The sequence below is a fragment of the Microbacterium ureisolvens genome (assembly GCF_015278315.1).
GTDB classification, from domain to species: Bacteria; Actinomycetota; Actinomycetes; order Actinomycetales; family Microbacteriaceae; genus Microbacterium; species Microbacterium ureisolvens.
The window spans coordinates 249,543-262,451 of sequence record NZ_JADIJE010000004.1 but is presented as its reverse complement, the minus strand read 5'-3'; the positions used below and the strand labels follow the sequence as shown (position 1 = coordinate 262,451).

The 12,909-nt window shown below is 70.4% G+C and carries 12 protein-coding genes; 4 read left to right on the top strand and 8 right to left on the bottom strand.

The window, feature by feature from the left end; translation table 11 throughout:
* Positions 1 to 28: 28 nt before the first annotated feature.
* On the bottom strand, positions 29 to 2,008 hold the full coding sequence (locus tag IM767_RS08585; RefSeq protein WP_109209403.1) for a S9 family peptidase: 1,980 nt from the start codon (positions 2,006 to 2,008) through the stop codon (positions 29 to 31).
* Between the two features lie 3 nt (positions 2,009 to 2,011).
* Positions 2,012 to 2,785: an SDR family oxidoreductase gene (locus IM767_RS08580; protein ID WP_109209402.1), complete on the bottom strand. Its 774-nt coding sequence runs from the start codon at positions 2,783 to 2,785 to the stop codon at positions 2,012 to 2,014.
* Between the two features lie 44 nt (positions 2,786 to 2,829).
* On the opposite strand from IM767_RS08580, the gene IM767_RS08575 reads away from it, so the two are divergent.
* The 4 genes from IM767_RS08575 to IM767_RS08560 all read left to right on the top strand — a co-directional run bounded on the left by IM767_RS08575 (position 2,830) and on the right by IM767_RS08560 (position 5,632).
* On the top strand, positions 2,830 to 3,321 hold the full coding sequence (locus IM767_RS08575) for an NfeD family protein (RefSeq protein ID WP_109209401.1): 492 nt from the start codon (positions 2,830 to 2,832) through the stop codon (positions 3,319 to 3,321).
* On the top strand, positions 3,318 to 4,349 hold the full coding sequence (locus tag IM767_RS08570; RefSeq protein ID WP_109209400.1) for an SPFH domain-containing protein: 1,032 nt from the start codon (positions 3,318 to 3,320) through the stop codon (positions 4,347 to 4,349). The genes IM767_RS08575 and IM767_RS08570 overlap by 4 nt, the downstream gene beginning before the upstream one ends.
* A complete protein-coding gene (locus IM767_RS08565) occupies positions 4,346 to 5,122 on the top strand; it encodes a glycerophosphodiester phosphodiesterase family protein (protein WP_109209399.1) in 777 nt (258 codons plus the stop codon). Before IM767_RS08570 ends, IM767_RS08565 begins: the two co-directional genes overlap by 4 nt.
* Positions 5,123 to 5,248: 126 nt before the next feature.
* On the top strand, positions 5,249 to 5,632 hold the full coding sequence (locus IM767_RS08560; RefSeq protein WP_109209398.1) for an RNA polymerase-binding protein RbpA: 384 nt from the start codon (positions 5,249 to 5,251) through the stop codon (positions 5,630 to 5,632).
* A 24-nt stretch (positions 5,633 to 5,656) separates the two neighbouring features.
* On the opposite strand, the gene lnt is transcribed toward IM767_RS08560, so the two are convergent.
* From lnt to IM767_RS08530, 6 genes are all read right to left on the bottom strand, one after another.
* Positions 5,657 to 7,222 carry an apolipoprotein N-acyltransferase gene (lnt, locus tag IM767_RS08555; RefSeq protein ID WP_109209397.1) on the bottom strand — a complete coding sequence of 522 codons (1,566 nt, stop codon included), beginning with the start codon at positions 7,220 to 7,222 and terminating at the stop codon, positions 5,657 to 5,659.
* Between the two features lie 40 nt (positions 7,223 to 7,262).
* Positions 7,263 to 9,761, bottom strand: coding sequence for a DEAD/DEAH box helicase (locus IM767_RS08550; protein WP_109209396.1), 2,499 nt, complete (start codon positions 9,759 to 9,761; stop codon positions 7,263 to 7,265).
* Positions 9,758 to 10,516: a twin-arginine translocase subunit TatC gene (tatC, locus tag IM767_RS08545; RefSeq protein ID WP_109209518.1), complete on the bottom strand. Its 759-nt coding sequence runs from the start codon at positions 10,514 to 10,516 to the stop codon at positions 9,758 to 9,760. Before tatC ends, IM767_RS08550 begins: the two co-directional genes overlap by 4 nt.
* Before the next feature lie 66 nt (positions 10,517 to 10,582).
* Positions 10,583 to 10,846, bottom strand: coding sequence for a Sec-independent protein translocase subunit TatA (tatA, locus tag IM767_RS08540; protein ID WP_109209395.1), 264 nt, complete (start codon positions 10,844 to 10,846; stop codon positions 10,583 to 10,585).
* A gap of 71 nt (positions 10,847 to 10,917) precedes the next feature.
* Entirely contained in the window at positions 10,918 to 11,880 is a 963-nt protein-coding gene (locus tag IM767_RS08535; protein WP_109209394.1) for a helix-turn-helix transcriptional regulator, read from the bottom strand.
* Positions 11,877 to 12,872 carry a helix-turn-helix transcriptional regulator gene (locus tag IM767_RS08530; RefSeq protein WP_109209393.1) on the bottom strand — a complete coding sequence of 332 codons (996 nt, stop codon included), beginning with the start codon at positions 12,870 to 12,872 and terminating at the stop codon, positions 11,877 to 11,879. Before IM767_RS08530 ends, IM767_RS08535 begins: the two co-directional genes overlap by 4 nt.
* Between the last annotated feature and the right edge of the window lie 37 nt (positions 12,873 to 12,909).

Here is a 12,909-nt window from a genome sequence, read left to right as displayed (position 1 = left end):
CTCCCGGGGCCGTCCTCTTGCGTCCCCGTCAGCTGACAGGCAGGTGCCGTGCCCACCAATCGAGCACGGCGTCGAAGCGCTGCACGCGGTGGCGTGGCTGGCCCGAACGCGTGAGCTCGTGGTTCTCTCCCGGGAACACCAGCAGCTCGGCTTCGGTGCCCTGGCGCTTGAGCGCCGCGTAGTAGCGCGTCGCCTGCTCGAGCGGGCAGCGGAAGTCGAGCTCCGAGTGCATCACGAGGGTCGGCGTCGTCACCTGGCCGACCACGGCCATCGGGCTCTGCCGCGCGATGTCGTCGTCCGAGACGCCCACGTACTCGTCTCCGAAGAACGAGCCGATGTCGCTCGTGCCCTGGAACGAGAGCGGCTCCAGGAACCCGCGCTCCACGATGGCCCCGGCGAACCGGTGATCGTGCGCGATCACCCACGCGGTGAGGTACCCGCCGTAGGAGCCACCCTGCACGCCCACGCGGTCACCGTCCAGGCGCGTGTCGTCGGCGATCGCGCCTTCGAGGAAGTCGATCACATCGGCGAAGTCGACCGTGCCCATCTGCTGACGGATGCTGCGCCCGTGCGCCCGCCCGTAGCCGACGGAGCCGCGCGGGTTGGAGTAGACGACGGCGTAGCCGGCATCCACCAGCACCTGCGTCTCATCGAAGAGGTGGACACCGTACGAGGCGTACGGCCCGCCGTGGATCTGCAGGATGACCGGGAACGGCCCCTCACCCTCGGGCGTGGCCACCCAGCCGTGCACGGGATAGCCGTCGCGTCCGGTGACGGTCAGCTCCTTGGGCAGGACGATGCCCGATGCCGCCGACCGCGCGCCGAAGGACGTCAGCGTGTGCGCCTCGCCGTCGCGGACGAGCACGAGCTCGCCGAACGAATCCGGTCTCGAGACGGAGGCGACCACCCGATCGCCGCAGGCCGCGTGGCCGGCGACCTCGAGGTCGCCGCCGAGCGCCTCCGCGATGTCGCCGTCGCGGGTGACGCGGAGCAGCCGCACCCGGCCGCGCGTGGTGTCCTGCACGAGGAACCCGTCGCCGTCGGTCGTGATGTACCCGTCCCCGAGGTAGATGGTCTCGGCGTCGGTGAGGCGGCGCGGACCGTCGCTCTCGACGATCCACAGTCCGACGCCGGGGGCGACGAAGTCGACGCCGTCGCCGACCTCGTGCGCGAGCGCCGCGACCGCCCCGTCGTCGGCCACCGCGAGGGAGTAGAGCGACAGACCGGCGTCGGTGCCGAGCACCTCGCGTTCGCCCGAGCCGTCGACGGTCACGGCGAGGATGCGCGAGCGGAGGTCACGCCGCTGCGGCTCGATCTCGTCGGGCAGGGTCAGCAGCTCCCGTCCATCGGCGGTGAACACGAGTCCTCCGTGCGACCGCTCACCCTCCGTCAGCTGACGCGCCTCGGCGGCGACCACCGTCCTCTTGGGAGGGGTCGCATCGTCGGGGCGCACGGCCGCCGCCGGCTCGTAGAACGGCTCGGCGTCAGGCAGAGGCGCCGGGATCGTGAACACGTGAGCGGGTCGATCGGCGATGTACCCGAGGCCGTTCGCGTGCCAACGAACGCCCGTGATGTGGCGCGGTGCCTCGGCCGCGGCATCCAGCCCCTCGACGCTCCCGTAGCGGCCCTTCTCGGGCACGCGCGCCAGGAAGGCCAGGGTCGCGCCGTCGGGCGACCACGCGAACTCCTCGACGCCCAGCACGGCGTCGGTCGCCTGCACGGGCTCTCCCCCGCCCGCCGCGACGACGTGCACCTGGGGCTTGCCCTTGGCGTCGCCGCGCAGGAAGGCGATGCGCGAGCCGTCGGGCGAGAGTTTCGGAGAGCTGTCGGCGGTGCCGCGGGTGAGGCGGCGCGGGGTGCCGTCCGGGAGGTCGATGCGCCAGACCTGGCCGACGCCGCGGTTGGCGGCGATGTCAGGACGTGAAGTGGCGAAGACGGCGAACGAGCCGTCGGGGGCGACCTCGGGCCGCCCGACCGAGACGAGCGTCTCGATGTCGTGTGCGCGCATGCCTCACTCCGTTCCGAACGACGAGACGTCGCCGACCAGACGCGTGTTGTCGGCCGGCACCGGGTCGATCGCCGCGCGGGCGACCTCCGCGGCGAACTCGGCCACGTTGTAGAGCTTGCCGGCGTCCTCCCGTCGGGCCGAGATCGCCCCCGGGTTCGCCCGCTCCAGGAGCGTCGCGGTGATCGTGCCCTCGATCATGTCGCCCGAGACGACCACGAACTCCACGCCGCGCTCGGTGAGAGCCGGGATGCGCTCACGCAGCGCGTCCTCGCCCGCACGCTTGGACAGGGCCACGGGCTCGTACTCGGGCATCGTCGGCGTGGTGCGGATGAAGTGCGCCTGGTGGCTCGTGACGAAGACCACGCGCGATCCCTCGCCGAGAAGCGGAAGCGCGGTCTCGAGCACGCGCACCTGCGCATCGCGGTTGAGCTGCAGCGCGTAGTCCTCAGCCATGCCCGACTCCATGCCGCCGGATGCGTTCAGCACGAGGACGTCGAGACCCCCGAACGTCGCCTCGACCTCGTCGAACATCGCCTGCACGGATGCCGCGTCGGTGAGGTCCGCCCCCACCACGAGCACCTCGACCCCGAGCTCACGCAGCTCGGTCGCGAGCTTCTCGGCACGCGGGGCCTTGTTGCGGTAGTTGATGACGACGTTCGCGCCGGCCTGCGCCAGGTAGCGGGCCGTGTCGGCGCCGATACCGCGGGACGAGCCCGTCACGAGTGCGGTTCTGCCGTTCAGTGCACCGGCGGGAATCGGGGTGGATGTCTCAGTCACACAGCGACCCTACCTGCTAGGTTCGAGGCAAGAGGAGGCGCACCGTGGAGCTCATCCAGACCATCGAGCAGTGGGCGTGGATCGGCTGGCTCGTTCTGATCCTCGTCTTCCTGGTCATCGAGATGCTCACTCTCGATTTCACCTTCCTGATGCTGAGCATCGGCGGCCTCGCGGGCCTCGTCACCGACCTGGTCGGCGCGCCGATCTGGCTGCAGGTCATCGTCGCGGCCGGTGTGGCCGCGATCCTGGTGCTGGTGCTGCGCCCGCCGCTTCTGCGGCGGCTGCGCCGCGGCGAGGATCCCACCCCGTCGAACGTCGACGCGCTGATCGGCCTCGGCGGCACGGTCGTCTCGTCCGTCGGCGCCCACGGCGGCCAGGTGAAGCTCGCGAACGGCGACGTCTGGACGGCGCGCGCCGAATCGGGCGAGCTCGAGCCGGGTGCCCGCATCCGAGTCAGCCGCATCGACGGCGCCACCGCCGTCGTCCGCTCCGACTCCCCCGACCCCCTGACCGCACCGGAGGATCCCCGCGTATGAACGACTTCACCTCTGCCATCCCGGCGGTGATCGGGTGGATCCTCGCGATCGCCGTCTTCATCTTCGTGCTGGTGGTGATCTTCCGGTCCATCCGGATCATCCCGCAGGCGAGCGCCGGCATCGTCGAGCGGCTGGGCCGCTACCACAAGACCCTCTCCCCCGGGCTGAACCTGCTGGTGCCGTTCATCGACCGGCTCCGCCCGCTCATCGACATGCGCGAGCAGGTCGTCTCGTTCCCGCCTCAGCCGGTGATCACCGAGGACAACCTCGTCGTCTCCATCGACACCGTCGTGTACTTCCAGGTCACCGACGCGCGCGCCGCCACGTACGAGATCGCCAACTACCTCGGCGCCGTCGAGCAGCTGACCACCACGACCCTCCGCAACGTCGTCGGCGGCCTGAACCTCGAGGAGGCGCTCACCAGCCGCGACGAGATCAACGGCCAGCTCCGCGTCGTGCTCGATGAGGCGACCGGCAAATGGGGCATCCGCGTCTCGCGCGTCGAGCTGAAGGCCATCGACCCGCCCATCTCGATCCAGGACTCCATGGAGAAGCAGATGCGCGCCGAGCGCGACCGGCGTGCCGCGATCCTCACCGCCGAGGGCTCGAAGCAGTCGCAGATCCTCGAGGCCGAGGGTCGCCGTCAGGCCGAGATCCTCCGCGCCGAGGGCGACAAGCAGGCCGCTGTCCTCCGCGCACAGGGTGAGGCCGAGGCGATCCAGACCGTCTTCGACGCCATCCACTCGGGCAACCCCGACGACAAGCTGCTCGCCTACCAGTACCTCCAGACCCTGCCGAAGATCGCCGACAGCGCGTCGAGCAAGCTCTGGATCATCCCGAGCGAATTCACCGACGCCCTCAAGGGTCTGACGGGGTCGTTCTCCGGTGTGATGGCGGATGCCGCGGCCCGCGGCCGCGGTCAGGCCGGCGGCGGAACCGCCCCGGCAGGGGCGGTCGCCGGTGGGCCGTCCTCCGGCAGTGCGACCGCCGGCGGCCCGCCGCCCGCGGTCACCCCGCCCACTCCGTGACCCACCCCTGGTTCTCCGGCGTTCCGACGCCACGCGTGCTCGCCCACCGCGGTCTCGTCACGCCCGAAGAGGCCGGCCACGGCATCGTCGAGAACTCCTTCGCAGCCGTCGCCGCCGCTCATTCGGCGGGCGCCGCCTACGTCGAGTCGGACTGCCACCGCACCTCCGACGGCGTCGTCGTGCTCTTCCACGACGACGACCTCTCCCGGGTGACAGGCGACCCCCGCAAGGTCGCCGATGTGTCGTCACGTGAGCTGGAGCACCTCATGGCCGCGCGCGGCGGCCTCATCACTCTGCACCAGGCGCTCTCCTCGTTCCCGACCCTCAGGTTCAACCTCGATGTGAAGGCAGCGGATGCCGCGACCGCCGTCGGCGCAGAGATCGCCCCGTTCGCCGACCGTGTGCTGCTGACGAGCTTCGCCGACGACCGCAGGCGGGCGGCGCTCACCGCGGCGGCTGCGGCAGGTCGCGGCATCCGTCCTGCCACGTCCGCCGGGCGTGGCACCATCGCGCGCGTGCTCGCCGCCGTGTCGGCCCGGTCGGACCGCCTCGTGGCTCGTGCGCTCGCGGGCGTGGATGCGCTCCAGGTCCCCGAGCGCCAGGGCCGGCTGCGCGTGGTGACTCCGCGCCTCGTGGCCGCCGCGCATCGCCACGGCGTCGAGGTGCACGTGTGGACCGTGAACGCCCCCGATGACATGATGCGGCTGGTCGCCATGGGGGTCGATGGGATCGTGACAGACCGCGCCGACATCGCCCTCGCCACGCTCTCCTAGCACGGTCGGCCGACGGCCACGTCATTCGCCTGTGCATCCACTGTGAAAGGTCGATGAACAGGCCCCCTTCGGATGATCCGCTCAGGTCGCTTCGTTATACCTGTACAGCGACGAGAGGACCACAAAATGGCAGACCGCAGTCTGCGCGGCATCCGACTCGGCGCCCAGAGCCTACAGAGCGAAGAGGGCGTCGTGTTCCATGAGCGCGCACAGCACATCTACACGTGCACGTCGTGCGGACGTGACACGACTTTGACCTTCGCGGCCGACGCCGAGGTTCCCCCGGCGTGGGAGTGCCGCACGTGTGGCGCCGAGGCGCTGCTGCGTGTCGGCGACGGCACCGCGACCGTCGACCACTCCGGTGACAAGACCCCCCGCAGCCACTGGGACATGCTTCTGGAGCGCCGCACCATCCCGGAGCTCGAAGAGCTGCTGGAGGAGCGCCTCGCCTATGTCCGCGCACGTCGCGGCGCGAGCGAGAACACCCCGGCCGACAAGCTCAGCGCCTGAGCTGAAGACCGCGCGACGCCGGCCCTACGGGGCCGGCGTTTTCGCGTTCCCACGGGCACCCCAGCGCACCCGCACGCCGAGACCGACGAGGATCGCGACGGCGCCCCACGACAGGGTGGCGTTCACCCAGCCCCCCGCGACGACCGCGGGCGTCAGTCCCGTGCGCAGGGGCACGTCGGTGAGCATGTGGCCCGGCTCGTCGGCGGGCAGCCCGTCGATGGTCGAGCCGTCTGGCGCGATCACCTGGCTGGTGCCGACCGTGGACAGGTTGACCACCGAGCGGCCGGTCTCGATCGCGCGCAGGCGCGCGACAGCCAGCTGCTGAAGGTTCTCGTCCGTCCCGCGGAAGTCGGCGTTGTTGGTCTGGAACAGGTAGATCTCCGCGCCGTCGCGCGCGCCCTCCCAGACCAGGGCGTCGTAGATGACGTCGAAGCAGATGGCGAGCCCGGCGATCGTCCCGTCGATGTCGAACACCGGCGGCGTGGTGCCGGGGGTGTAATCGCGGCCGATCATGCCGATGAGGTCGGGCGCGATCGACGCGTAGAACTCGCGGTCGGGCACGTACTCGCCGAAGGGCACCGGGTTGCGCTTGTCGTACGTCTGCTCGATGCCGCTGCCGTCGCGCCAGAGGAACGACATGTTGAAGTACTCGTCGCCGCGTCGGTCGATGCGGTTCGCCACGAGCGGCGCGCCGACCTCCCTCGCCACACGGTCGAGGGCGGCCGCCGCCACCGGCGACTCCTCGGGGTCGACGTCGACGCTGCCCTCGGGCCACAGGAGCACGTCCACGTCCTCGGCCCCGAACAGCGGCTGCGTCGCGTCGTACTGCGACTCCAGGATGTCGCCGGCCTGGCGCTCGTCGAAGTACCCCGCCGGGCCGTTGCCCTGGACGCTGGCCACCCTCATGGTGCCGGTGGGTATGGTCGCCCACGCGGGGACCAGCAGGAGCGCAGTGGCCATGAGGGCGAGCACACCGACGGGCAGAAGACCCCGGAGGCTGTCGGTGCGTCGCCGTGGCGCGCGCACGAGCTCGACGGCCGCCGCCACCATCGCGACGATCAGGAAGCTGAGCCCGGCCGTGCCCGTCCACGACACGACCTCGGCGAACGGACCGCTGACCTGCGACGTGCCCACGCGGCCCCACGGAAAGCCGCCGTACGGGAAGCTCCCCGTCACCGCCTCTCGAGCGGTCCAGAGGCCTGCGGCGAGCACGGATGTCAGCAGGACCCGGCTGCGCCGCGTGACCACGCGCGGCACCCACCGATAGGCGAGCGCGATGAGCACCGCGCCGCCGGCGACGATGAGCGCCTCCAGCAGCGACAGGGCGAGCCAGGGCAGCGGCCCCACCCACTCGGCGGTGAAGTCGACGTTGAGCAGGTAGAACGCGAGACCGAACGCGAGTCCCGTCAGCAGCGATCCGCCGATGCTGCGACCCACCAGTGTCACCAGCGCCAGCGCGACCGCGACGAAGGCCATCGGCCACCAGGCCACCGACGGGAACGACACGTCGAACAGCGCGCCCGCCGCCGCTGACACCGCGACGGCCGCCCACAGCGGCAGGATGGGGCGCGGCGAGGGGTCGGGTGGCACGGTTTCAGCCTAGGCGAGCACGATGGCCTCGCCCGCCGCGCTAGACGCCCGAGTAGGCGACGATGCCTCGTCGCACGGCATCGAGTGCCTTCCGGGCCGTGCCGGCGATCGGCTGATCCGCCACGAGCGAGAGCTGGTCGAGGAGATCGATCGTCTGCTTCGTCCAGCGCACGAAGTCGCCGGCAGCCATGTCGGCCTCGATCAGCACGCGATCGAGCATCCCGCCGCGCGCCCAGGTGTGCATGGCCTGCGCGAGTCCGGCCGCGACCGGCTCCGTGCCGGGGAGGCGGTGCTCCTGCTCGACATCGTCGAGCTCCTGCCAGAGCGTGAGAGTCGCCTCGAACGCCGGACGGAACGGCCCCCGCGGAAGCCCGCGCTCCCCCGGCCCGGCGTCGTCGCGCCGGGGCTCGTACACGAGCGAGCACGCGAGCGCCGCCAGGGACGCGGCATCCAGATCCTTCCAGATCCCGCGGCGCAGCGACTCGGCGACGAGCAGGTCGCGCTCGCCGTAGATGCGCCGCATGGTCCGCCCCGCGGGGGTCAGCGTCGTGGTGCCCTCGGCGTCGACCGAGACGTACTCGAGCGCCCCCAGGACGTCGACGACGCGGTCGAAGATCCGCGCCACCGTGCCGGTGCGCGAGTCGATCTGGCGCCGCAGCCTGTCGATCTCGCGCTTGAGCTTCCAGTAGCGCTCGGCCCACCGCGCGTGGTGCTCGCGATCGGGGCACTGATGACACGGATGCCGCTGCATCTGCTTGCGCAGGCCGTCGATGTGGCGCTGCCGCTCGTCGCGCGTGCGGCGGGATGCGCCGGCGTCCTTGCGATTGGTCTTCTCGAGGTCGCTCAGCTCGCGGCGGATGCGCGAGTACTCGGCGAAGTCGCCGCGGTCGCACGTCATCGCCTTCTGGTAGCCGGCGAGCGATTCCTCCTGCTCGCGCACCTGCCGCGCGATTCCGACGACGGCGCGATCGGCCTGGAACTGCGCGAACGACGACTCGAGGATGTCGCGCGCCTTCGCCCTTCCGAACTGGTCGATCAGGTTGACCGCCATGGTATACGTCGGACGGAAGCTGGAGTTCAGCGGGTACGTGCGCCGCGAGGCCAGCGCCGCGACGGCTTGCGGATCCAGGCCCTCGGTCCACTGAATGACGGCATGCCCCTCGACGTCGATGCCGCGGCGCCCCGCACGTCCGGTCAGCTGCGTGTACTCCCCCGACGTGATCGCGACGCGCGCCTCGCCGTTGAACTTCTCGAGCTTCTCCAGCACGACGGTGCGGGCGGGCATGTTGATCCCGAGGGCGAGCGTCTCGGTGGCGAACACGACCTTCACGAGCTTGCGCTGGAAGAGCTCCTCCACGACCTCCTTGAAGGCCGGCAGGAGGCCCGCGTGGTGGGACGCGACGCCGCGCTCGAGGTTCTCCCGCCATTCCCAGAAGCCGAGGACCGCAAGGTCCTCCTCGAGGAGGGTGCGGGTGCGCTCTTCGATGACGGCGCGGATCTCGCGGCGCTCGTCCGGCGAGGTCAGCCGCACGCCCGATCGCCGCACCTGCTGCACGGCGGCGTCGCAGCCGGCGCGGCTGAAGATGAAGAAGATCGCGGGAAGCAGGTTCGAGCGGCCGAGCAGCTCGACGACGTCCGGGCGATCCAGTCGCTCGATCCGCTGCACGTTCGCAGAGCGCACCGGCCGCTTCGCGCCCCGGTTCGGACGGCGACGGGATGCCTCGTACCCGGCCTGCCGCGCACTGTTGGCCGCTTGCACCCGATGGTTGCGCTCGAAGTTCTGCCCCTTGAACGAGCGGATGCGCATCAGCTCCTGGTTCACCTGCGCCGTTGCGACACCGGCGCGATCGTCGAACAGCGGGAGCAGGTCGCCGCGCACGAGCACGTGCTGCTCGAGGGGCACCGGGCGGGTCTCGGAGACGATCACCTCGGTGTCGCCGCGCACGGTGTCGAGCCAGTCGCCGAACTCCTCGGCGTTGGACACCGTCGCCGACAGCGACACGAGCCGGACGCTCGGCGCGAGGTGGATGATGACCTCCTCCCACACCGCGCCGCGGAACCGATCGGCGAGGTAGTGGACCTCGTCCATGATCACGTACCGCAGTCCACGCAGTGCCGGCGAGTCGGCGTAGAGCATGTTGCGCAGCACTTCGGTGGTCATGACGACGATGCGCGCGCTGCCGTTGATGTTGGTGTCGCCGGTGAGAAGGCCCACCTCGTCGGGGCCGTGGACGTCCTGCAACTCGCGGAACTTCTGGTTCGACAGCGCCTTCATCGGCGTGGTGTAGAACGCTTTGTCGCCCGGTTCGCGCATCGCCAGGTGCACGGCGAACTCGCCGACGATGGTCTTCCCGGCACCGGTGGGCGCCGCGACCAGCACGCTGCGGCCGTCCTCGAGGGCGCGGCATCCCTCGATCTGGAACGGGTCGAGCGTGAACCGCTGCGAGGCGGCGAAGTCGGCCGTGATCGGGTGCGTGCGATCCAGCTGGGCCGTCTCGCGGGCTCGCGCATACCGCTCGGCGGGAGCAGGGTCGGTCACGCCGACGCCTCGGGCGGCAGGAGTGTGGCGTCGCGCTTCGCCTTGCGTCGATCGAACAGCATCGACAGACCCGCGGCCGCGATGAACAGCACGATGAGGATGCCCGCCAGCATGAGCATGCTCACCACGTCGGCTGCAGGCGTCGCGAGAGCGGCGAACGCAGTCGCGACGATGACTGCGACACGCCAGCCCTTCAGAATGCCCCGGCCCGAAATGATGCCCGCCAGGTTGAGCGCGACGAGGAAGACGGGGAGCACGAAAGAGATGCCGATCACGATCATCAGCTTGAAGACGAAGTCGTAGTACTCCGCCGCCGCGTAGAAGTTCACCGCGCCATCGGGTGTGAATCCCCACATGAGCTCGATCACGTGGGGCACGATCAGCAGCCCGACGTAGCAGCCGATGAAGAACAGGGGTACCGCCGCAACGACGAACCCGACCGTGTACTTGATCTCCTTGCGCGTCAGCCCCGGCATGATGAAAGCCCAGATCTGCCACAACCAGATCGGTGCCGACACGAAGAGTCCGATCGAGAACGCGATCCGCATCCGCAGATCGAATGCCGAGGTGACCGTTCCGAAGTTGAGCGCGGAGAAGTCGTCACCCCGCTTCTCCGTGATGATGCGGATGGGCTCCGTGATCCAGTGGATGATCGGGTCGGTGATGATGAAGGCGATCACCATGCCGACCAGCAACCCGAGCGCAGCGAACACGAGTCGTTTGCGCAGTTCGAGAAGATGCGCTCCCAGCGACATCCTCTTGTCGCGCTTGGGCAGCTCCGGGCCGTCGACCGATGCGGAGCCGGTTGCGGCTACCATCCGCTAGGGCTTTTGGTCGCGGATGCCGTCAGTGGTGCCGGGGGCTGCGGGAGTCGTCTTGTCTGCGGCCGAGGAGTCTGCGACGTTCGCAGCGGGTGCGGCCTCGGCGGCCTTGTCCTCATCCTTCATGGCCTTCATCTCGCCCTTGAACACACGGGCGGACTGCCCCATGCTCTTGGCGAGCGCCGGCAGCTTGGCCGCGCCGAACAGCAAGAGGATGACGACGAGCAGGATGATCAGGTGCCAGCCGTTCAGATTGCCCAACATGAGGTGCTCCGTCGTTCGCTTCAGCGGGGATGCCGCTAAGTCTAATATCACCGCGTGACGCTACGCCGCCGTCAGCGGTATTGGGCGAGTCCAGCCTCCGCCCATTCCGCGACAGCGCGCCGGGCGCCGGCGGGTTCGAGCACCTCGACCGCCCCGCCGCGCCGGGTGACCGGGCGGCGGAGGGTCAGCTCGTCGGCGACCCGCATCGTGGCGATCGTGACGCCGTCAGCCGTCTCGAGCGTCGCGCGGTCGAGGTAGTCGCCGAGCAGCGGGGCCACCTCCTCGGGGAACCGGATGCGGATGACGACCTCTCCCGCGCCGGTGTCGAACCAGTCCGGCACGTGATCGCCGGCGTGCGTGCTGGGGATCCCGGTGAGCTCGAGGTCGCTGACGCGGTCGAGGTGGAACGTGCGCATCGCCTCGCGCAGGTGACACCACCCCTGCAGGTACCACTGCCCGCTCGCGATGTGCACCTTGACGGGGTCCACCGTCCGCGTGGTGGGTGCGGCATCCGGCGCCTTGTAGGTGAACGAGACGGCCACGCCGCGGCGCAGCGCGTCGGCGACCAGGTCGCGCACCGCGTCGACCGGCTCGGTCGCGAGGATCATCTCCGGGGGCATGGCGGAGGCACCCCGCGCCAGCTTGGCGAGGAGTCCGGCGTAGAGCTCGGTGTCGCCGACCCCGGGGATCGAGCGCGCCAGCTGCAGCCCCGCCAGCAGGGCCGCCGCCTCGCGCGCCGTCAGCTTCGGCGCGCGCTCGAGACCCACGGAGTTCGTGATGACGATGAGGTCGCGCTCGTCGAGAAGGTCCCAGTCGATGTCGAACAGGTCGTTCGCCATCTGCCAGTAGCCGCGATCCCCGGGCAGACCGATGACGGTGAGCTTCTCGACCATCGACCGCATCTGCTCGGGCGAGACGTCGAACTCGTCGGCGGCCTCCGCCAGCGACACCTCGCCCTTGCCGATCAGGTACGGCACGAGCTGCAGCATCAGGGCGGCGCGGTCGGTCGCGACGAGGGGTCGCCTGGAGGTCATGACACTCCCCCGTGCAGGTCGCGGGTGGCGGCGAGGCGATCGATCACACGGTCTCGCAGGTCCGCGGGTTCGACCACCCGCACCTCGGGTCCGTACGAGGCGAGCTCGTCGGCGAAGATGTGCGCGTCGACATACGCGACGCGGATGCCCTGCTCAGCCGGCTGTGCACGTCGGGCCAGCCGCAGCGCCGCCTCGGTGCCCGGGTTCACCTCCAGGAGCGCGGAGTTGCGGGCGGCGACCTCGTCGAGGCCGGCGAGAGCACGGTCCCCCGCGCCCTCCCGCAGCGCCGGGTCGAACGACGCGCGCGTGAGCACGACCGGACCGACGATGCGTGTGAGGAGGAACGTGCGATCGGCGTCAACGTCGAGATCGATGCCGAACACGTGCCAGCGCCCCTCGTACTCGACGAGCGCCAACGGCTGGATGCGGCGCGTGCGAGGCGCCGCCTCCCCCGGCTTGAGGTACGGGAAGGTGACGACCCGACTCTGCTCGATGGCCTGCTGCAACGCCGGGAAGGCGGGGTCGTGCATCGTCAGACGCGGCGAGAACCCGATGATCGGCTCGTCGACGAGGTCGCCCAGGGCCCGGATCTTGCGCAGGCCGCTGCGGGCGTCGTCCGACATGGAGCTCTCGCTCCACACGCCGCCGGCGAGCGTGAGCAGCGCTAGCTCGGCCGGGGTGAACTCGATGTCTTCGGGGAGCTCGTACTCGGCGCTGGGCACGCGGTACCGCGCCTCGCGCAGATCGTCGGGGTCGGCCCAGTCGCCGATCGTCTCGATCGGCACACCGAGGCCGCGCAGCGATTCCTTGTCGCGCTCGAACATCTTCTCGAGCGCGTCCTTGGAGGCACCCGCCTCGCTCTGCTCGCGGTAGCCGGCGACCGAGGTGAGGATGGTGTCCTTCGTGAGCCCCTGATCGGTCGCGATCAGCGCCACCACGAGGTTGACCAGGCGCTCCTCGGGCGGGATCTTCGCGGCGGCGGTGGCAGGCACCCGCCTATCTTAGAGCCGCTCGCGGCGGGGTCGTCGA